Source organism: Salinimicrobium catena, from assembly GCF_900102915.1.
Taxonomy (GTDB): domain Bacteria; phylum Bacteroidota; class Bacteroidia; order Flavobacteriales; family Flavobacteriaceae; genus Salinimicrobium; species Salinimicrobium catena.
Genome location: NZ_FNGG01000002.1, coordinates 556,229 through 577,632 on the forward strand (window position 1 = coordinate 556,229; position 21,404 = coordinate 577,632).

General features: G+C 43.4%; 20 protein-coding genes. 13 read left to right on the forward strand and 7 right to left on the reverse strand.

Annotated elements, in window-relative coordinates; all coding sequences use genetic code 11:
- Position 1: 1 nt before the first annotated feature.
- The 5 genes from mscL to ychF all read right to left on the reverse strand — a co-directional run bounded on the left by mscL (position 2) and on the right by ychF (position 6,820).
- Complete coding sequence (mscL, locus tag BLS64_RS07045) at positions 2-442, reverse strand: large-conductance mechanosensitive channel protein MscL (RefSeq protein WP_093112793.1); 441 nt, start codon at positions 440-442, stop codon at positions 2-4.
- Entirely contained in the window at positions 442-3,138 is a 2,697-nt protein-coding gene (locus BLS64_RS07050; RefSeq protein ID WP_093112794.1) for a DNA gyrase/topoisomerase IV subunit A, read from the reverse strand. The genes mscL and BLS64_RS07050 overlap by 1 nt, the downstream gene beginning before the upstream one ends.
- Positions 3,139-3,621: a hypothetical protein gene (locus BLS64_RS07055; protein WP_093112795.1), complete on the reverse strand. Its 483-nt coding sequence runs from the start codon at positions 3,619-3,621 to the stop codon at positions 3,139-3,141.
- A 1-nt stretch (position 3,622) separates the two neighbouring features.
- Positions 3,623-5,476, reverse strand: coding sequence for a DNA topoisomerase IV subunit B (locus BLS64_RS07060; RefSeq protein ID WP_093112796.1), 1,854 nt, complete (start codon positions 5,474-5,476; stop codon positions 3,623-3,625).
- Positions 5,477-5,725: 249 nt separating this feature from the next.
- Positions 5,726-6,820 (reverse strand): redox-regulated ATPase YchF, encoded by a 1,095-nt coding sequence (gene ychF / locus BLS64_RS07065; RefSeq protein ID WP_093112797.1) that lies wholly within the window; start codon positions 6,818-6,820, stop codon positions 5,726-5,728.
- Positions 6,821-7,016: 196 nt separating this feature from the next.
- Between ychF and BLS64_RS07070 the strand changes: the two genes are divergently transcribed.
- The gene (locus BLS64_RS07070; protein ID WP_093112798.1) at positions 7,017-7,424 is read left to right on the forward strand and encodes a hypothetical protein; all 408 of its coding nucleotides are present in this window, start codon (positions 7,017-7,019) and stop codon (positions 7,422-7,424) included.
- Positions 7,425-7,512: 88 nt separating this feature from the next.
- Here BLS64_RS07070 and BLS64_RS07075 read toward each other — a convergent pair whose 3' ends face one another.
- Positions 7,513-8,247 (reverse strand): class I SAM-dependent methyltransferase, encoded by a 735-nt coding sequence (locus tag BLS64_RS07075; protein ID WP_093112799.1) that lies wholly within the window; start codon positions 8,245-8,247, stop codon positions 7,513-7,515.
- Positions 8,248-8,385: 138 nt separating this feature from the next.
- On the opposite strand from BLS64_RS07075, the gene nhaA reads away from it, so the two are divergent.
- The 3 genes from nhaA to BLS64_RS07090 all read left to right on the forward strand — a co-directional run bounded on the left by nhaA (position 8,386) and on the right by BLS64_RS07090 (position 13,296).
- Positions 8,386-9,789 carry a Na+/H+ antiporter NhaA gene (gene nhaA, locus BLS64_RS07080; RefSeq protein WP_093112800.1) on the forward strand — a complete coding sequence of 468 codons (1,404 nt, stop codon included), beginning with the start codon at positions 8,386-8,388 and terminating at the stop codon, positions 9,787-9,789.
- 137 nt (positions 9,790-9,926) lie between these two features.
- On the forward strand, positions 9,927-12,020 hold the full coding sequence (pta, locus tag BLS64_RS07085) for a phosphate acetyltransferase (protein ID WP_093112801.1): 2,094 nt from the start codon (positions 9,927-9,929) through the stop codon (positions 12,018-12,020).
- A gap of 88 nt (positions 12,021-12,108) precedes the next feature.
- A complete protein-coding gene (locus tag BLS64_RS07090) occupies positions 12,109-13,296 on the forward strand; it encodes an acetate/propionate family kinase (RefSeq protein ID WP_093112802.1) in 1,188 nt (395 codons plus the stop codon).
- A gap of 33 nt (positions 13,297-13,329) precedes the next feature.
- On the opposite strand, the gene BLS64_RS07095 is transcribed toward BLS64_RS07090, so the two are convergent.
- The gene (locus BLS64_RS07095; protein WP_093112803.1) at positions 13,330-13,761 is read right to left on the reverse strand and encodes an RrF2 family transcriptional regulator; all 432 of its coding nucleotides are present in this window, start codon (positions 13,759-13,761) and stop codon (positions 13,330-13,332) included.
- 226 nt (positions 13,762-13,987) lie between these two features.
- Between BLS64_RS07095 and BLS64_RS07100 the strand changes: the two genes are divergently transcribed.
- The 9 genes from BLS64_RS07100 (at position 13,988) to BLS64_RS07140 (ending at position 21,389) form a co-directional block, all read left to right on the forward strand.
- Positions 13,988-14,488 (forward strand): c-type cytochrome, encoded by a 501-nt coding sequence (locus BLS64_RS07100; protein ID WP_093112804.1) that lies wholly within the window; start codon positions 13,988-13,990, stop codon positions 14,486-14,488.
- A gap of 50 nt (positions 14,489-14,538) precedes the next feature.
- Positions 14,539-15,129 carry a fasciclin domain-containing protein gene (locus BLS64_RS07105; RefSeq protein ID WP_093112805.1) on the forward strand — a complete coding sequence of 197 codons (591 nt, stop codon included), beginning with the start codon at positions 14,539-14,541 and terminating at the stop codon, positions 15,127-15,129.
- A 10-nt stretch (positions 15,130-15,139) separates the two neighbouring features.
- The gene (nosZ, locus tag BLS64_RS07110; protein WP_176763442.1) at positions 15,140-17,107 is read left to right on the forward strand and encodes a Sec-dependent nitrous-oxide reductase; all 1,968 of its coding nucleotides are present in this window, start codon (positions 15,140-15,142) and stop codon (positions 17,105-17,107) included.
- Positions 17,108-17,197: 90 nt separating this feature from the next.
- Positions 17,198-17,812, forward strand: a complete 615-nt coding sequence (locus tag BLS64_RS07115) for a hypothetical protein (protein WP_093112806.1) — start codon at positions 17,198-17,200, stop codon at positions 17,810-17,812.
- Between the two features lie 5 nt (positions 17,813-17,817).
- Entirely contained in the window at positions 17,818-18,258 is a 441-nt protein-coding gene (locus BLS64_RS07120) for a nitrous oxide reductase accessory protein NosL (protein WP_093112807.1), read from the forward strand.
- Positions 18,259-18,262: 4 nt separating this feature from the next.
- Positions 18,263-19,498, forward strand: a complete 1,236-nt coding sequence (locus BLS64_RS07125) for a nitrous oxide reductase family maturation protein NosD (protein ID WP_093112808.1) — start codon at positions 18,263-18,265, stop codon at positions 19,496-19,498.
- Complete coding sequence (locus BLS64_RS07130; protein ID WP_093112809.1) at positions 19,495-20,217, forward strand: ABC transporter ATP-binding protein; 723 nt, start codon at positions 19,495-19,497, stop codon at positions 20,215-20,217. The genes BLS64_RS07125 and BLS64_RS07130 overlap by 4 nt, the downstream gene beginning before the upstream one ends.
- Positions 20,195-20,977 (forward strand): ABC transporter permease, encoded by a 783-nt coding sequence (locus BLS64_RS07135; protein ID WP_093112810.1) that lies wholly within the window; start codon positions 20,195-20,197, stop codon positions 20,975-20,977. The genes BLS64_RS07130 and BLS64_RS07135 overlap by 23 nt, the downstream gene beginning before the upstream one ends.
- A 91-nt stretch (positions 20,978-21,068) precedes the next feature.
- Positions 21,069-21,389 carry a four-helix bundle copper-binding protein gene (locus BLS64_RS07140; RefSeq protein ID WP_093112811.1) on the forward strand — a complete coding sequence of 107 codons (321 nt, stop codon included), beginning with the start codon at positions 21,069-21,071 and terminating at the stop codon, positions 21,387-21,389.
- Positions 21,390-21,404 lie beyond the last annotated feature (15 nt).

A 21,404-nucleotide genomic window follows, 5' to 3' on the forward strand; every position in this document is an offset into this window, starting at 1 on the left:
ATTATTTTTTTCTGAGCAGGTCATTCTGCTCCTCTATCAATTTATTGATGTTTTCCAGGAGTTGGACATTCCTTGCCGGTGCCACGGTCTTATTGTTAGGATCTTCTGCTTTTCTCCTGAACCGGTTCATGAACTTCACCACCAGGAAAACAGTAAACCCTATTACCAGAAAATCGATCAGCACCTCGATCAGCATTCCATAGCCTACCGCCACTTCCTCAACTGCCGGACTACCGTCCAATTCGGGAGCGGCCTCTCTGAGCACGTACTTTCTGTCAGCGTAATTTATTCCGGCTGTCAACATGGACAAGGGAGGCATGATCACCTGCTTCACCAGAACATCTACCACCTTGTTAAAGGCTGTTCCAATGATGATCCCAACCGCCATGTCTATCATGTTGCCCTTTACGGCAAACTCCTTAAATTCCTTGAACAATCCCATTACTCATCAAAAAGCTTGATCTGCGCCTTGTCTGTTTCGGTTGTTTTCTTGTTGATCTTTCCTTCGGAAAAATCAGGAGAATTTGCTTTTTTCTCTTCGGAAGCAGTGTTTTCTACAGCCTCTTCTTCCACTACCTCCATCTCCTCTGGCCTTGTCTCTTCAGGCTCCACATAAGGTTTCGGGTCGAGCAGATTTATCTGTTTTACCTTGTCTGTAGTAAGCTGATTTCCAAGAGCCTTAATTCCTTTTACCGAAATAAATTCTTCAAGTTCAACAGTGTCGTTTGGTTTCTGGTCTTTACCCCTTATTTTTGAGTATACCACTTCGGCTACCGGCAAATAATCTGTAGAAACAATTTCGAGATACGACTTCGGATTGTCTCCTATGAAATTCTCTTCTTTTTCTTCATTTTCTATCAGGAAACGCTTCACATAGAAACGTTCTTTTTCGGCTTCCCAATAAATGGCCGAGATGGGCTTTTTTGGAACCCATTTCTCCAGCACCACAATATCTTCATCAAACCTGGTGGTAAGCTCAGGTTTGATCGTTTTGGCAATTCCGTTTTGGGTAATGATCAAAAGACGATCTTCTCCTTTGAATTCTCCCAGCAGCTCTCCTCTTTCATCAACATTCAACCTTTTCACTGTCTCATCAAACCAGATTCGGCGTGGTTTTAAAGTGGAAACCCCTTCCTCCTTCAGTTCAATACGTTTTACCGGATATTTGGTGACAATATTTCCTTTTACCCCACGGCCTTTAATGGCCATATCGGCAAAATCCACATCAAATTTTAGTTTTTTGATACTTCCCACCTGTCTAAGGTAAACCATCACCACTTCGGCCTCCCCGTTTGGATTTGCTGAAAAATAGGATATTTCTGAACCTTTTTTACCCTGGGTCACATCGTACTCCCGATCTCGCGTAATGGAAGTAACGGCAAAACGCTTGATGTAAGAAGCCCCGCCTTTCCCATCCTTATAAATAAGGTTATAAATGGTTCTTTTGTCTTTTTTCTTAAAAATGGCGACGTGTATGATATCTTTCCCGATAAAGGTTTTGGTATCGACCTTGGTCACCATCATTTTACCTTCTTTCGTAAAGCAAATGACATCATCAATATCTGAACAGTCGGTAACGTATTCGTCCCTCTTAAGAGAAGTTCCCACGAAACCTTCCTTCCTGTTCACATACAACTTGGTGTTGCGAATTACCACCTTGGTGGCTTCTATATCTTCGAATAATCTAAGCTCTGTTTTTCTTTCTTTTCCTGCGCCGTAATCTTTCTTCAGGCGCTTGAAATAAGCTATTGCATACTCTACCAGATTATCCAGATGATGTTTGATCTGCGCGATCTCACCTTCCAGAGCTTCAATCTTTTGCTGTGCCTTATCTAAATCAAACTTTGAAATACGTTTGATCCTTATTTCTGTAAGGCGAACAATATCTTCTTCGGTCACCGCTCGCTTAAGATGTGTGATGTGCGGCTGTAATCCTTTATCAATGGCTTTGATCACCCCTTCCCAGGATTCTTCTTCTTCTATATCACGATAGATCCTGTTTTCAATAAAGATCCTCTCGAGCGAAGCGAAATGCCACTGCTCCTGAAATTCCTCAAGTTTGATCTCCAGGTCACTTTTTAGAAGCTCAACCGTGTGATCTGTTGATCTTCGCAAAATTTCGGAAACCCCTAAAAACGCAGGTTTATTGTCAATAATGACACAGCTTAGCGGCGATATTGATACTTCACAATTCGTAAAAGCATATAGGGCATCGATCGTTTTGTCGGGAGAAATATTTCCTGGTAAGTGGATAAGGATCTCTACTTCGCTGGAAGTATTATCCTCAATTCTCTTGATCTTGATCTTTCCTTTTTCGTTGGCTTTAAGGATAGAATCAATTAAAGTAGAGGTGTTGGTGCTAAAGGGTATCTCCTTTATTACCAGAGTGTTCTTATCAAGCTGAGAAATTTTTGCGCGTACCCTCACACGGCCACCACGCATCCCGTCATTGTAGTTGGTGATGTCGGCAATTCCCCCTGTCGCAAAATCTGGAAATAACTTGAATTTTTTCCCCTGCAGGTGTTTGATGCTCGCCTCGATCAATTCGTGAAAATTATGAGGCAGGATCTTCGTACTCAATCCAACGGCAATACCTTCGGCACCCTGGGCAAGCAAAAGCGGGAACATTACCGGAAGGTTTACCGGTTCTTTTTTTCTTCCGTCATAAGAAAGCTGCCATTCTGTGATCTTTGGGTTATAGACCACATCAAGGGCGAATTTTGACAATCTCGCCTCAATATAACGCGCGGCAGCTGCTCCGTCCCCTGTCAAAATGTTCCCCCAGTTTCCCTGGGTATCTATCAGCAGGTCCTTTTGCCCCACCTGCACCATGGCGTCCCCAATACTGGCATCTCCGTGCGGATGGTACTGCATGGTATGCCCCACAATATTGGCCACCTTGTTGTAACGACCATCATCCAGGTCTTTCATGGAATGCATGATCCTGCGCTGTACAGGTTTGAATCCGTCTTCAATAGCCGGAACCGCCCTTTCCAGGATCACATAAGAAGCATAATCTAAAAACCAGTCTTTATACATGCCGGTAACCCGGGTTAGAACCTCCTGGCCTTCCCCTTGCAGCTCCTGGTTTTGCTCAAACTGTTCCTCTTGAGGATCTTTTTGATTTTCGTTCTCCATTTAAGCCTTTGCTTTGTTTTTTTCGATCACCTTATCCAGAGATAATTTTAAAGCCCGGGTCTTATTCCCGGTCAATAAAGTGATGTTGTATTTATAATGACGAAATCCTTTCCTGTTTCTAGAATTGATGAAAATGTGCAGTCTTTTGTAAAAAAAATAATTTTCCACCCTGTATCCCTGCAACTTTGATTTAGGCACTTCTGTTCGTTGATCGCGATAGCGCAAAAAATTGGATAGCAATAGCCCACTGCTCTTAAATATCACGGCCTCGCCGTCACTATCAAATTCAAATGACCTGCCCACAATAAAAACGTAAACACCTACCAGGAGCGCAACAGCACTGGGAATTAAGCTATTGTAATTAAAAGGGACATCGTCGTACTTCAATTCTATAGATGCGAAAGTATTGGTAATGAACACCGCTACCACAATAATATATATTGAAGGGACGATCTTTGTCTCCTTTTTATTCTTGAATTTCATCCTATTCCTCTACCAGGTCAAGTTCTACTTTCAAATTGTCAATGATGAACTCCTGCCTGTCGGGCGTATTTTTTCCCATATAAAAATTCAACAGCTCCTCTATAGACATATCTTTATCCAGCATTACCGGATCTAATCTGATATCCTCGCCAATGAAATGCTTGAACTCATCAGGCGATATTTCCCCCAGCCCCTTAAATCGGGTGATCTCGGGTTTACCCGAAAGCTTTGCCACCGCCTGCTGTCTTTCATATTCGCTATAGCAGTAAATGGTCTCTTTTTTGTTTCTTACACGGAATAATGGAGTTTGCAGGATATACAAATGGTTTTCCTTGATCAATTCAGGAAAGAACTGCAAAAAGAAAGTGATCAGCAAGAGCCTGATGTGCATTCCATCCACGTCGGCATCGGTGGCGATCACAATGTTGTTATACCGAAGGTCTTCCATGGACTCTTCAATATTTAAAGCCGCCTGAAGGAGGTTGAATTCCTCGTTCTCGTACACGATCTTTTTGGACATTCCGTAGGAATTCAGCGGTTTTCCACGCAAACTGAACACCGCCTGGGTATTCACATCCCGCGATTTGGTGATAGATCCACTCGCGGAGTCTCCCTCGGTGATGAAAAGTGTGCTTTCAAGATACCTTTCCTTTTTACTGTCCCCCAGGTGAATACGGCAGTCACGCAATTTTTTGTTGTGCAGACTGGCCTTTTTAGCCCTGTCCTTTGCGAGTTTCCTGATTCCGGAAAGCTCTTTTCGCTCCCTTTCGGCCTGCAGGATCTTGCGTTGAAGCAATTCTGCGGTCTCAGGATTCTTATGCAAATAGTTATCTAAATGCGTCTTTAGAAAATCATTGATGTAGGTACGCACCGTAGGCAGGTTACCACCCATATCTGTAGAACCCAGCTTGGTTTTCGTCTGACTCTCAAAAACCGGTTCCATCACTTTTATACTAATGGCGGAAACTACAGACTTTCTAACATCGCTCGCCTCAAAATTCTTTCCGTAGAATTCTCTTACGGTTTTCACCAGGGCCTCACGAAAAGCAGATTGATGGGTACCTCCCTGGGAAGTGTTCTGCCCGTTGACGAAAGAGTGATATTCTTCACTGTACTGGGTTTTGCTGTGCGTAATAGCTACTTCGATATCATCACCTCTCAGGTGAATGATAGGATATAACCGGTCTTCCTCATTAATGCTGTCCGCCAAGAGATCGGCAAGACCATTCTCGGAATAGAATTTTTCTCCATTGTAAACTATGGTCAACCCCGGATTAAGGTACACATAGTTCTTGAGCATTTTTTCAATATACTCAGACCGGAATTTATAATGTTTAAAGATCAGCTCATCCGGAGTAAAAGAAACCTTGGTACCCCGCCTCCTGGAAGTTTCCGAAAGTTCCTCCTCGTTCACCAGGTTTCCTTTTTCAAACTCAGCCGACTTCGATTTGCCATCCCTGGTAGACTCTACTCTAAAGCTGGATGAGAGAGCATTCACCGCCTTGGTACCTACCCCGTTAAGACCGACAGATTTCTTAAAGGCCCGGGTATCGTATTTCCCCCCGGTATTCATTTTAGAAACCACGTCCACTACCTTTCCTAAAGGAATTCCGCGGCCGTAATCCCGTACGATCACTTTTTGATTCTGAACAGAGATCTCAATGGTCTTCCCTGCTCCCATAACAAATTCATCGATACAGTTATCGATGACTTCCTTTAACAGGATATAGATCCCGTCATCGGCGCTGGAGCCGTCACCAAGTTTCCCAATATACATTCCGGGACGCATTCTAATATGCTCCTTCCAATCGAGGGACCGTATATTGTCCTCGGTATATTTTGTTTCTTCGCTCATAGGTTTTTCCTGCGGTTATGTGGCTAATATAAGGTTTCCAACAAAAAGTTGAAACCTTCCACTCACAAAATAATTAACAAATGTTTCACAAAAATTCGGGAGCACCTCATTTAGAGTGTGTAAGAAATACCCTTCAGATGTTTCTGCGGAAAAACTCTTCGGCGCCCCAAAAACCTCTCCGAAGAAGAGAATTTGGAAACTGAAGTAAAAAAGATTCGGGGACATTCAATTCCCCGGAAGAATTTTCAGTTAAACGTTGAATCTGAAGTGCATCACATCTCCATCTTTCACGATATACTCCTTTCCTTCAACCCTCATTTTTCCGGCTTCTTTCACCTTCGCCTCACTTCCTAAAGAAACATAATCGTCATAGGCTATTACTTCAGCCCGAATAAATCCTTTTTCAAAATCGGTATGAATGACACCTGCTGCCTGTGGCGCAGTAGCTCCCACCGGAATGGTCCAGGCGCGAACCTCTTTCACCCCGGCTGTAAAATAGGTTTGCAGGTTAAGCAGTTTATATGCCCCGCGAATAAGTTTGGCAGATCCCGGTTCATCCAGCCCTATATCCTGAAGGAACATTTGGCGCTCCTCGTAATCTTCAAGTTCTGTAATATCAGCCTCGGTCCCCACAGCAAGTACCAGTACCTCTGCCCCTTCGCCTTTCACAGCTTCTTTTACCTGCTCTACGTACTCATTTCCTGAGACCGCGTCAGATTCGTTGACATTACATACATACATCACCGGTTTGTCTGTGATAAACTGTAAAGGTTTTATGAATTCTTCCCTTTCAGCCTCGGTAAGATCAATGGCCCTAACAGAGATACCTGCTTCCAGACCTTGCTTTACTTTAAGCAGGGCAGCCTCTTCTTTCTGGGCTTCCTTATTTCCGGTTTTTGCGGCGCGTTTTACTTTGTCAAGCTTCTTTTCGGCTGTTTCAAGGTCCTTCAGCTGCAATTCCATATCAATGGTTTCCTTGTCCCGCACGGGATCAATAGAACCGTCAACGTGTACGATATTATCATTTTGAAAACAGCGCAGCACATGCAGAATGGCATCTGTCTCGCGAATGTTACCCAAAAACTGGTTTCCAAGCCCTTCTCCTTTACTAGCTCCTTTCACAAGCCCTGCGATATCCACTATTTCTACGGTCGCAGGCAGTACCCGCTCAGGATGCACCAGGCTTTCCAGCTTTTCCAGCCTTCTGTCAGGAACATTTACCACTCCAATGTTAGGCTCAATGGTACAAAATGGGAAGTTTGCGCTCTGTGCCTTGGCATTGGACAAACAATTGAATAAGGTTGATTTTCCTACGTTGGGTAATCCTACAATTCCGGCTTTCATAAAATAAGATTTGCTGCTGTTTTTTGCGGCTGCAAAGATAATGATAAGTATCGAGAAAAAAGACACCCGTCATCCCATATTGAAAACCAACGATTTTGGCATTTTTCAAATCAGCTTTAGGAAAATTGTAACGTAGCTTTATCAGGACTTAACAGTAGATAGGGCTACTTTTATAAATACCTGAAAAACAGTATTTATGAAACCCATTCTAATCCTACTTTCTCTTTTATTCTTTACTTCGGGCTTTGCTCAGGTAAATTCGGGAACCGATTCTCTAAACCAGAAAGGTCTTCCTTATTTCAAATTGCGTGAACCTGCCGGTTATACTCTTGAAAAACAGGAATTCACCTTCTCTCCTGAACAGGGTCGTATCCACATAAAAAAACTGCAGGACGAAGAAGAGGTTGATTTTGGCGACCTTCGGCGTACTACCGATGACGGGCTGTATATCATGACCTCTACCATTAATGAGGATGTTTCCTTCGGAAGATTCGATTCCATAGGCAACTTCAGGACATTGAGATATGATAAGGAAACAGACAGTGTTATCGAGGAAAGATACATGATCAGAAAAACTGAAAATGAGGAGCCTGAACCGAAGTAATTTCCGGAAGAGAAAAGAGAAGTAGGGCTGGTTTCTCTTAAAAACACTCCATATACCCTACACCTGAGGCGTTTAAAGTTCATTCTTTTTACGCCTCTTTTTTTCCTAGTCGCAGCAGGAGCGGAAACTCCACCACACCTCTCTCACCAAACTCTTCAAAAAGGATACTTTCTATTAGACTTACCGGGTCTTTTCCATTTTTCTCTTTGTAATGTTTGACAGCAGACCAGGTTCTTAAATACCCTGTTAATCGTTCAAAAGACCACTCCTCATTTATAATTAACTCAGGTGCCGGGATTTCTTTAAAAGGAAAAGGGATGGTCTGGTACCGCTCCTCCAGGTATCTTCGTTCCTCATCCCAATAGGAACCAATAATTTTTTGGTAAAAATGATCAATGATCTTATCTGTTCCGGCATTGCTTCGGAAAAGGGAGTAACCAATAACAGCTAATACCCCCGAAGGTTTCAACACTCTTTTAACTTCACTGAAAAATCTGTCCATATTAAACCAGTGCACTGCCTGGGCAACGGTAACCAGGTCAAAAAAGTCTTTAGGAAAATCGGTGTTTTCGGCCGGTTGTACAGAATACCTGATGTTCGGTTTCTTTATCGCATTTTGCAATTGCTGGCGGCTGATATCGGTGGCTTCCACCTGCTGCATAAAGCCTGAGAGAGAAGCTGCTACCTGTCCGTTTCCGGTAGCACAATCCCATACTATATTCTTCTCCGTAAGAATGCTCTCCAGGAATTCAAAGAGTTCTTCAGGATAGCGTGGCCTGAACTGCGCGTACTGCTCTGCGCCTGTTGAAAAAAGATCTTTCATAACCTTCTCAATTTACGGAAAAAACTTTCCGGCTGACCGTTGTCATATTTTCTTCTTCGGGTTACGGTTAAATTGTTGGGCTAAAAAGAGGAATTTTCGGGAAAACATTATATAAAAATGAATTAACCATACAAGAAGATGAGAAAATCTGGCCTGGATGTCTATCTGCTGCTCCCTATCAAGAACTTCATAGAAAAACAAACCTCTGTGGGTTTGCTGCTTATTTTTTCGGCGACCCTGGCCGTCCTCTTTGCCAATTCTCCCTGGCGCAGCCTTTATCACGAATTCTGGGAACAACACCTTTATATAGGTATTAATGACCTAGAACTTGAAAAAAGCCTGCTTCACTGGATCAATGACGGACTCATGTCCATTTTCTTTTTCATGGTGGGTCTGGAGTTAAAAAGAGAGATCATAGACGGCCACCTGGCCAGTGTTCGCGGAGCGGTTTTGCCTATTGCCGCCGCCCTGGGAGGAATGATCTTTCCTGCCCTCATTTATTTTGGCTTTAATACCGGAACCGGATCTATTTCTGGATGGGGAATTCCCATGGCCACAGATATCGCCTTTGCCCTTGGGATCCTGTTCCTACTGGGCAAAAGAGTGCCGTTATCCTTAAAAGTCTTCCTTACTGCCATCGCCATTGTAGACGATATGGGTGCGGTTTTGGTGATCGCCCTCTTTTATACTGCCGACCTTGCCATTGAAAACCTGGTTTTAGCCGGTTTCTTTCTTCTAATATTGATGACCGCCAACCAAATGGGCATCAGGAGCACCTGGTTCTATGCCATTATGGGAATTGGAGGCTTGTGGATGGCCATTATGCTCTCGGGCGTTCATGCCACGATCGCTGCTGTTTTGGTGGCTTTCACCATTCCTAATTCCAAAAAGATCAATACTCCGGTTTTTCTTCGGAAGGTCAGATGGCTTACCAACGAGGTAAGAAATAAGTACATTCGTTCCGTAAAAGAGGAGGAAGAGGAAACTGAAGAAGATGTGATCAGCAGCATTGAAAAGTTCACTTCCCTGGCACAGGACGCCACTCCCCCGTTGCAGCGCCTGGAACATGCACTTTACCCGTTCGTGAGTTTTGTCGTACTTCCTTTATTCGCCTTTGCCAATGCGGGAGTGACCATAGATACAGGTTCATTTAATGCCATTTTCAACCCCGTGACCATTGGAGTTGTTCTGGGGCTTATTGCCGGTAAATTCATTGGGATCGTCCTTTTCACCAGGCTCATGGTCTCATTGAAGATCTCTGAACTGCCTACGGAAGTTACCTGGAAACACATCTACGGAATCGGTTTTTTGGGCGCGATAGGTTTTACCATGTCCCTGTTCATCACAGAACTGGCCTTTGAGGACGAATTATTTATGACCCAGGCCAAGATAGGTATCTTACTGGCCTCGGTCATTGCGGGAACCATTGGGTTCTTCTATCTTAAAGGAGCCTCCAGAAGACCACGGGTATCTACAGCTTTTATCAGGCCTGAAGGGAAATTGAAGAAGGTAGAACGCGAACCACAGAAGGCCGGCCTATAGCTTTCTACTGCTCAAAATTAGCGAAATGGTTTTCGCCTTTTCCTCCTGCTGATCTTCATCAGATTTCACCATTTTTTAACCCGGTACTGTCCGCTAACTTTTGAAATAGCTATACTTTTGTATCAGAATTCAAGATTATGAACAAAGGACTATATATTGCTACTTTAGAGCCGCACAGCGGAAAATCTCTTATCACCCTCGGCCTCATGAGGGCCTTATTGGGAAAAACAGTTAAGGTTGGTTACTTCCGTCCGATCATTGGGGATACCAAACCGGGAAAAAGGGATAATCACATCGATACGGTTCTTAAATATTTTGACCTCAAGCTTGATTATGAAGACACTTTCGCCTACACCCGTAGCGAGGTCATTCAAAAGAAGAATGAAGGAAAAAGCGGTGAGATCCTGGATACCATCATCAGGAAATACAAAAAACTGGAAGACAGCTTTGATTTTGTACTGGTAGAAGGAAGTGATTTTTCGGGAGAAGGCAGCGTTTTTGAGTTTGATGAAAACGTACTTATCGCCAAGAACCTGGGATTACCGGTGATCATCATCGCCAGCGGAAAAGGTAAAACCAAAGAAGCTTTGATGGGCAGCATGCAAATGGCTTATCAGACCTTTGTGAATCGGGATGTACGTGTTCTGGCCATGGTAAGCAATAAAATAGAGTTGGACAACCTGCCTATCGCCACCAATGGCATGCGTGAATTCCTGCCCGACGATGTGGCGGTTTTTGCCATTCCCCTCATCGACACCCTTGGCAATCCAACCCTTAAGGAAATTACTGAAGCCCTTGACGGAAAGATCCTATTTGGAGCAGAATTCCTGGATAACCAGTCGGGTAGTTTCAACGTGGGAGCCATGCAGCTTCGCAATTACCTGAAACACCTCAAAAATGAAAGTTTGGTGATCACCCCGGGAGACAGGGCAGACATAATTTTGGGAGCTTTACAGGCCAATATTTCCTCTAACTATCCGCGCATTTCGGGAATAATCCTCACCGGAGGGCTGGTTCCCGAAGACTCCATTATCAAACTCATAGAGGGGCTTTCGCAGGTGGTACCCATCATTTCTGTTGAGGACGGAACCTTTAATGTCACCAACAAAGTGGGCGCAATAAAATCGAATATTTATGCTGACAGCACCCAGAAGATAGAGACCTCTGTAAGCACTTTTGAGAAATATATTTCCATAGATCCTTTAATTGAAAGGTTTGTGAACTTCCAGCCACGCGGAATCACGCCACGGATGTTCCAGTACAGCCTCATCAAAAGGGCGCAACAGGAAAAGAAGCATATCGTTCTGCCGGAAGGTACAGATGACAGAATACTTACAGCTGCTTCACGCCTGCTGGAAATGGACCTGGTTGACCTTACCATTTTAGGAGATGAGGAAACCATCAGGAAAAAGATCCAGAAGCTTGCCCTTCCAATGGACTTTGACAAGCTGGAGATCATCAACCCCACCACTTCTGTGTACTTTGATGATTACGTGAAGACCTTCTATGAATTGCGCAAGCACAAGAACATCAATATGGATATCGCGAGAGATCTAATGAGCGATGTTTCCTATTTTGGAACCATGATGATCTACAAAGGTCATGCAGACGGAATGGTTTCTGGTGCGGCCCATACTACCCAGCATACCATTCGCCCTGCCCTACAGTTCATCAAGACCAAACCGGGGGTTTCTGTAGTTTCATCGGTTTTCTTCATGTGCCTGGAAGACAGGGTTTCTGTATTTGGTGATTGCGCGATCAATCCTAATCCTACTGCGGAAGAACTCGCCGAGATCTGTATCTCTTCGGCCGAAAGCAGTAAGGCTTTTGGAATTGAACCTAAGATCGCGATGCTTTCCTACTCTTCCGGAAGTTCTGGAAAAGGTGAAGATGTTGACCGTGTAAGGGAAGCCACCGAAATTGTGAAAAGAAAACGTCCGGACCTTAAGATCGAAGGCCCCATTCAGTATGATGCCGCTGTTGACCTTAATGTGGGGAAAAGCAAATTACCCGACTCTGAAGTTGCAGGACAGGCCAGTGTACTGATCTTCCCCGATCTTAACACCGGAAACAATACTTACAAGGCAGTACAAAGGGAAACAGGAGCTTTGGCTATTGGACCTATGCTGCAAGGACTTAACAAACCGGTCAACGACCTAAGCCGTGGCTGTACCGTAGATGACGTTTTCAACACCGTGATCCTAACGGCTATCCAGGCGCAGGGAATTTAATTAAACGTCTAAGGTTTAAGATTTAAGGTTTAAATAAGATGCTGAAAATGTCTTTTTTGAAAGGTTTATTCAGAAACAAAAAAATGAAATGAAAAACATATTAGTAATAAATTCAGGAAGTTCATCTTTAAAATTTCAGTTGATCGAAATGCCTTCAGAGAAGGTATTGGCATCAGGCCTTGTAGAACGCATAGGTCTGGAGACGGGGAAAGTTCACTATAAATCTGAAAAATTCTCCACTTCCGAAGAAATGCAGGTAAAAAACCATTCCGTAGCATTGAAAAAAGTGACCAAATATCTCATGGATCCCGAAAATGGTGTGATCAGTGATCCTTCAGAAATTCCCGCCATCGGGCACCGGGTGGTGCACGGGGGGGATGCGTTTTCTGATACTGTGGTGATAGACGAGAAAGTAAAAGCTACCGTAAAAGAGCTTTTTTCGCTGGCGCCACTTCACAATCCGCCTAACCTGAACGGAATAGAAGTTGCCGAAGAGATCTTCCCGCAAGCCAAACAGGTAGCGGTATTTGACACTGCATTTCACCAAAGCATTCCTTCCGAAGCAAACAGGTATGCCATCCCCAATGAATTCTACGAAAAACATCATATCCAGGTTTACGGTTTTCACGGTACCAGCCATAAGTACGTTTCAGAAAAGGCCACGGAAATGCTTTCTAAGGCAAATTCCAAACTCATCACCGTCCATCTTGGAAACGGATGTAGTATCACGGCTGTCAAAAATGGCAAAAGTGTGGACCATTCCCTTGGTTTTGGCCCGGTGAACGGACTCATTATGGGAACCCGAAGCGGCGATATAGACCAGTCGGTGATCTTTTACCTTATCGAACAGCTGGGGTATACGGCGAAAGAAGTGAGCGACCTGCTGCACCATAAAAGCGGGATGCTTGGGTTGACCGGTTACAGCGATCTTAGGGACATTGAAGAGCAAGCCGAAAAAGGCAACCGCGAATGCCAGCTTGCCCTCGACATGAATGCTTACAGGATAAAAAAATATATTGGCGCCTATGCAGCCGCGATGAACGGACTTGACGCTGTGGTTTTCACTGCGGGGATCGGAGAAAACAGCAATGTGATAAGGAAACTGGTTTGCAGCGACATGGACTACCTGGGAATTGAACTTGACCTTGAAAAGAACGATGAGCGCTCTAAAGAAAACAGGGAGATCTCTAAACTGGATTCTAAAGTAAAGGTTCTGGTGATACCAACCAATGAGGAGTTGGAGATCGCGAAACAGACCTTCGCCATGATCTCATAAAATAGTTTTAAAAGGACGATTCAGGGAGAGGTACTATATGAATAAATAGGCCTCTCCCTTTTTTACTTTTTCGGCAAAATGTTCTATCGTATTTTCCTCAAGCTCCTGTAAGAATTTGTTCTTAAACGGCTGTACAGCGAAATGAACCGGACAAGGCTGTTCAGAACTGCATTTCTTAAGTCCTAATACACAATCTTCCAGGCGGTCTACCCCGTCTATACTTTTCACCACCTCTATTAAATGAAGTTGCTTTTCTTCATCGGTTAGATAAAATCCTCCTTTTGGACCTTTAGAAGAGGAAAGTTTACGCTCTCTTGACAAGATCTGTAAGAGCTTTGACAAAAATGGGGATGGTACCCCTATAGCCTCTGCAATTTCGGTGGCCCTGATCTTTTTATCTACACTCGCATTCACCGCCAGATATAACACGGCATTGATAGCATACTTACTGGAACTTGACAGCATACTGGTGGTTTTAAAATTGGACTTCCACTACCCTTCCTGAGCACGGAATAGCGCAAATATAGCAAATACTGATGTTGGTCATAATTTCTGAAATGGTATTAGGATACTTTTGTCTTAATAAAGCTCATGCGATTCACAATACAAGTTAAAAAATATTTAAAGACCCTTTTATCTTTTATTAATTTAAATATCGTAATTTTGCAGCATAACATTAATAACCATTATCATGAAATTAACATTTAAAATTTTCGCAGTTTTTCTAATCTTCCTTGCAATTGGATGTGGAGAAAAGGAAGAAAAAGAAAAGATCAAATTAACCGAACAGCCAGAGCAAAGAAAAGAAACAGTAGAAGAAGCAGTAACCACCACTGCCGAAGCAGATGCTATGGACAATAAAGGGATCGGCCCTGTAAAATCTGTGGAGCTTGGTGACATAGATGCTGCCATGGCCACTAAGGGTGCCGACCTGTTCAAGAACATGTGCTCTGCTTGTCACAAAATGGATAAAAAATTCATTGGTCCAGCTTTAGCCGATGTTACAGAGAGGCGTTCACCAGAATGGATCATGAACATGATCCTTAACCCTGAACAGATGATCAAGGAAGATCCTATCGCTAAGAAGCTCCTGGTAGAATCAAACATGGCCGTGATGGCAAACCAGGGCCTTTCTGAAGAAGAAGCACGAGCTATTCTTGAATATTTCAGACAATACGATACAGAAAATTAAACTCCCCTTCTCTATCATGACCGGCGTGAACTAATCAAATCCAAATATTTATGAAAACAATTCAAATCTTCATGGGTCTTGCTATTGCCGCATCCCTTCTTTTAACATCCTGTAAGGATAACGCTACCTCTGCAGAAGCTACTTCATCTACTGAAGAAGAAAGCGTACAGGTGGAATCGAACAAAGGACAGGCATATATTGAAGACGAAAGTGAAACTCCAAACGCTCTTCGCATCGCACTGGGTTCAGAAGACCACACTACCCTGGTAACCGCAGTTGAAGCTGCCGAAGTTCAAAATGCTTTGGTTAATGTTGGTCCGTTAACAGTTTTTGCTCCTACCAATGCAGCTTTTGATGCGTTACCCGAAGGAACCGTAGAAGACCTTCTAAAGCCCGAAAACAAAGAAAAGCTTGCTTATATCCTTACCAATCATGTTGCTCCAAGTAACTATCCTATTGATATGCTTGAGAAGAACATTAAAAAAGGGCGTACTCTTTACATGGCCTCTGGGGAGAATGTGGAAGTGAGCCGCGATGGAGAGGATATTCTTGTTGGGGAAGCCAGGATTTTAGGTACCGTAAAAGCCAGCAATGGATGGGTACATATTGTAGATGCAGTCATTTTACCAAAAAATAAATAATTACAAACCAATGAAAAAAATAAGTTCTTTTTTATCAATTACCCTTCTGTCTCTGCTAATGATAAGTTGCGGAGAGGATGACACCAAGACCAAGCAAAGTAAAACAGGTGGTGCCATGGCCTCCAACGCTGCAGAAAGGGTTTATGTAGCACCGGGTGAACACGATGAATTCTACGCATTCATTTCAGGTGGTTATAGCGGTAACCTTACGGTGTACGGACTTCCTTCAGGAAGGATGCTTAAGGAGATCCCTGTATTCTCTCAGTTCCCAACTTCAGGATATGGTTATTCTGAAGAAACAAAACCAATGCTGAACACTTCCTTCGGATTTGTGCCCTGGGGAGATTCTCACCACCCTGATATTTCCCAAACAAATGGAGAGACAGATGGTCGCTGGGTTTTCATCAATGAGAACAACACCCCGAGGATCGCCCGTATTAGCCTGGAGACGTTTGAGACCGAAGAGATCATTGAAGTTCCGCACAGTGCAGGAAACCACTCTTCTTCTTTCGTGACCGAAAATACCGAGTATGTTGTGGCAGGTACCCGTTTCTCTGTTCCTTATCCTCAGGAAGATGTGGCTATTGAGAATATGAAAGGTAACTTCAAAGGCCCTCTTACTTTTATCGCTGTTGACGATGAAGGCCACATGAAGATCGATTTCCAGCTGAAAATGCCAGGTTTCAACTATGACCTTTCTCACCCAGGGCGTGGGGATTCTCACGGATGGTTCTTCTTCACCACCTACAATACTGAAGAAGCCCATACCCTACAGGAGGTGAATGCTTCTCAAAATGACAAGGATTTCATTGCTGCCGTGAACTGGAAAAAGATCCAGGAATATGTAGCCAATGGCGGAGGTGAAGAGATCGATGCTGAGTATGCCCATAACGTGTATGACCACGAAACGCATACTGCCACTTCTACCATGATGAACAAAGTGCTTACAGTTGATCCAAGAGACGTGGAAGGAGCTGTATACTTTATGCCTACTCCTAAATCTCCACACGGTTGTGATGTAGATCCTTCTGGAGAATATATAGTGGGTAACGGAAAACTTTCTACAGACCTTACCGTTCACTCTTTCTCTAAAATGCTGAAAGCCATCGAAAACAAAGAATTCGACGGAGAAGCATACGGCATTCCTATCCTTAACTTTGAATCTACTTTGGCAGGAACTGTTAAAGAAGGAGGTCTTGGACCACTGCACACTGAGTTTGACGGACAAGGAAACGCTTACACCACTTTCTTCATCTCTTCTGAAGTTGTGAAGTGGAAATTAGGAACCTGGGAAGTACTGGACAGACAGCCAAGTTATTACTCTGTAGGTCACTTGATGATCCCTGGAGGTAACTCGAGAAAACCTGAAGGTAAATACCTTATCTCCATGAACAAGATCACCAAAGACCGTTACCTGCCAACAGGTCCTGAATTAGAGCACTCTGCACAGTTGTATGACATCTCTGGTGACAAAATGGAACTGCTTCTGGATTTCCCAACTCACGGGGAGCCTCACTACGCGGCCGGTATCTCTGCTGATAAGGTGAAAGCGAATTCCAGAAAGATCTATCGTTTGGATGAGAACAAGCACGAGTACGCTGCACTAAGCGAAGACGATACTAAAATGGTACGTAATGGAAACGAAGTACACATCTACATGACCACTGTAAGAAGCCACTTCTCTCCAGATAACCTTGAGGGAATTAAAGTGGGCGATAAAGTTTACTTCCACGTGACCAACCTTGAGCAGGATTTTGATGTACCACACGGCTTTGCAATGATCGGTGCGAACACTTCAGAGTTGTTGATCATGCCGGGACAAACCAAAACAGTTACCTGGGAACCTAAGAAAGAAGGAGTTTGGCCATTCTATTGTACAGATTTCTGTTCTGCGCTTCACCAGGAAATGCAGGGATACGTGAGAGTATCCGGAAAAAATTCCAATGTACCGCTTAAATGGACGCTGGACGGAGAGTAGTATGTTTAATTAGTTAATAATGTAACTCTTCATTTACAAGAAAGCGGGTTGGGTAAACTACCCGCTTTCTTTTCTAAAAAAAGTTTTAATATGAAACTATCTGGAATCTTAATGGTCATTGGTTCTGCTTTGTTGCTCGGGCTCTTCTTATATCCGTTATGGAATATACGCCTTGAAGCCCCTCAGTATCCAGACCCTCTTGGGATGGATATCTATATTGCGGGGATTGAAGGCGAGGAAGAATTTGACATCCAGAACATTGACGGGATCAATCACTATATTGGGATGAAAAAGATCCCTAAACCCTCAGAAATGTGGGAATTTAATGTTTTTCCACTCGTGATTGGCGGAATGGCCGGCCTTGGTATTCTCCTGGGAGCTTTAGGTTTCTTCGGAAAGATAAGCCCAAACTGGTTTTTAGCCTGGCTGGTTCTAATGGCGATCCTGGGATTGTTAGGAATGTATGACTTCAACAGCTGGCTGCTGGAGTACGGTACAGACCTGGACCCTAAAGCCATCATCAAACTTACCGATGCCGAAGGAAATCCATTGAGCTATAAGCCGCCGCTTTTAGGCTCTGAAAGAATTTTGAACTTTACAGCACATTCCTATCCCGAAACCGGCGCCTACATGATGTTTACGGGAATGTTTTTAACGTTGGTTGCCTGGTTTACAGGAAGAAAAGCCAAAAAGAATAGAATTTAAAACCAATGAAAAAGATCATTTACCTTGTTTTTCTAACGATACTGGTCTCTTGCAGCCAGGAACCCGAACCCATTGATTACGGGAACGAAGCCTGTCACTTTTGTGAAATGACCATAGTCAATCCTGCTTTTTCTGCACAGGCAGTGAGCACCAAAGGAAAGCAGTATAAATATGATGCAATTGAATGCATGGTAAATGATCTTCTTCAAAAAGACATTGAAATGGCTGTTTTAAAGGTGGCAGATCACTCCCGCCCCGGAAGTATGATAGACGCTGAAAAAGCTGCTTTTATCATTAACGACAGCATAAAAAGTCCCATGGGCGCCAACCTGGCTGCTCTGAAAAGATCAGAAGTTTCACCAAATAACGAATCCGGGATGGTTCTGACCTGGGCAGAATTAAACGATCACTTTCTTCAAAAGGATTCTGTGATCACCAATTACTAAGATAATGAGGAAGTTTTCTTTTCTCCTCTTTTTCTTCTTTTGTTTCTCATCCTTACAGGCCAAAGAGATCCAGGTCTGCACGAGTTGTGAAGTAAACTCTTTGCAACAGGCCGTGGATATGGCTGTGGACGGGGATGTCATTAGAATAAAAAGCGGAATTTATAAAGAGCATGGTGTAGAGATCCTGAACAAATCCATCAAGATCATTGGGGAGGGATACCCGGTCATTGATGCCGAAATGCAGGGAACTGCCATTACGGTAAAGGCCGAAAATTTTTCAATAGAAGGCATTAAGATCATAAACATTGGCACCAGCCATACCAATGATTTTGCGGCCATCCTGGTCTCCAGGTCAAAGAACTTCAGGATCGTCAATAACAGATTCGAAAATATCTTTTTCGGGATACTGATAGAACGTTCTTCGGCCGGAACCATTTCAGGAAACAAAATGAAAAGCAAATCCAGGATTCAGGCGAAGTCAGGAAATGGTATCCATATGTGGCATTCCGAAGACCTTACGGTAAAGAACAACGAGATAATTGGCGTGCGGGATGGGATCTACCTGGAATTCGTCAATAATTGTGTGATAAAGGAAAACCTGTGCAAAGATAACCTGCGGTACGGTTTGCATTTCATGTTCTCAGACCACAACGAATATCTCGGGAACACTTTCGAGAATAATGGCGCTGGCGTAGCGGTAATGTATTCCAAGTTCATTGAGATGCGCAGAAACCTTTTTAGAAAGAACTGGGGCAGCGCTTCTTATGGACTGTTGCTGAAAGAAATAAGCGATTCTGAGTTGATCAACAATACTTTTGAAGACAATACCATCGCCATTAGCGCAGACAATACCAACAGGATCAATTACAGACATAACGATTTCATCAGTAATGGATATGCTGTGAGAATACGCGGAGCCTGTTACAAAAATGTGTTTACAGAGAACAACTTCCTGGCAAACTCTTTTGATGTTGCCTATACCGGAAATATCAATGAGAACGAGTTTCTTAAAAACTACTGGAGTGAATACACGGGTTATGATCTGGACAAGGACGGGACGGGAGATGTTCCCTATCGCCCGGTAAAGTTGTTTTCATACCTTGTGAACAGAACCCCCGAAGCGATCATCCTGTTAAGAAGCATATTTATTGGGCTGCTGGATTTCTCAGAAAAAGTATCTCCGATCTTTACCCCTGCAGAACTCATCGACCCACAACCGCAAATGAGAAAAATCAAATGATAAGAATTAAAGACCTGCATAAAAAATTTGGTTCCCAGGTGGTGCTGAACGGTTTGGACCTTGATATTGAAGAGCAGGGAATTATTGCCGTGCTGGGTCCTAACGGCTCCGGAAAGACCACTCTCATAAAAAGCATTTTAGGAATGGTAGTTCCAGATAAAGGCCAGATCGACCTTTATGAAGAAATCGTGATCAAACGCTGGAAATACCGCCAAAACATCGATTATTTACCACAGATCGCCAACTTTCCCGGTAACCTGAAGGTGATGGAGCTTATAACCATGATCAAAGACCTTAGAGGCAAGGAAGCGCGGGACCAGGAGCTTATTGAGTTCTTCAAACTGCAGCCTTACCTGGATAAAAAGCTGAACAAACTCTCCGGTGGTACAAAACAGAAAGTGAACCTGGTACTTTGCTTCATGTTTGACAGCCCGCTGATCATTTTGGATGAGCCGACTTCGGGCCTTGATCCCATTTCCCTTTTACACCTCAGGGACCTGATACAGCAGGAAAAGGAGAAAGGAAAGACCATTCTCATCACCTCCCATATAATGAACTTTGTGGAAGAGGTCGCAGACAGGATCGTCTTTCTGCTTGAAGGAAAGATCTATTTTGACGGAACGGTTTCCCAGCTTAAGACCAACACCCGCCAACAGGATTTTGAACGTGCCATCGCCAATCTTTTATCTGAAGAATATGTACAAGATTTTAAAATATAGTTTTTTCGACCTTACAAGAAGTAGCTGGAGCTATGTTTACTTCTTCTTCTATCTTCTTTTAGGCATCACACTGTTATTCCTTAACAATGACCTTTCTACGGCCGTGATCACCCTTATGAACGTGATCATCATGATCGTGCCGCTCATTGGGACTATTTTTGGCGTTATGTACTATTATAACTCTAGAGAATTTACCGAACTCCTTCTAGCCCAGCCTGTAAAACGTAGTTCGATATTTTTGGGGCAGTACTTTGGAGTGGCCATTTCCCTTTCCTTAAGTCTTATTCTGGGACTGGGAATTCCCTTTGTGGCCTATGGTCTTTTCAAATCTGCGGTCATATGGGATTTTGTGATGTTGCTGATCACTGGACTGTTCCTAACCCTGATCTTCTCTGCTTTGGCTTTTAATATTGCCCTTTCGCACGAGAACAAGATAAAAGGATTTGGATATGCCATTTTACTCTGGTTATTTCTGGCAGTGATCTATGACGGACTTTTCCTTCTGAGCCTGGTATATTTTCAGGATTATCCATTAGATAAGTTTTCCCTCATCGCGACCATGTTCAATCCTATTGATCTTTCCCGAATTCTTATCCTTCTAAAACTGGATATTTCGGCCTTGTTAAGTTACACCGGGGCGGTCTTTAAAGAATTCTTCGGCACACCATTGGGAGCCGTTACTTCCATGGGTATGCTCATCCTTTGGGTAGTATTCCCCCTGTTACGAATGAGGCAAGTGATCAGGAAAAAAGATTTTTAAACATCTCCCTGTTTAACAGCATTTTACACAACTAAAATAAAAATCCTTCTTATCTTGAAGAAAAGGATTTTTAACCAAAAAATTGTGAAAAATGAAAAATCAGGAAATGCTTAAAAGCTTATCGAATTGTATCAATTACTGCAACTGGTGTGCAGATGCCTGTCTTGATGAAGACAATGTAAAGGACATGGTAAAATGCATTAGGTTAGATCGCGCCTGCTCCTATGTTTGCGCGGCCACAGCTAACATTCTGGATACGAAGTATGAAAATATCCAGGGGCTCATAGATTATTGCATCAAGATCTGTGAAGACTGTGCAGAAGAATGTGAGAAGTTTGATTCAGACCATTGTCAGCAGTGTGCAAAAGCCTGCAGGGAATGTGCAGCTGCATGCAGAAAATATTCAGCTTAAATGCTTCAAAGGGGA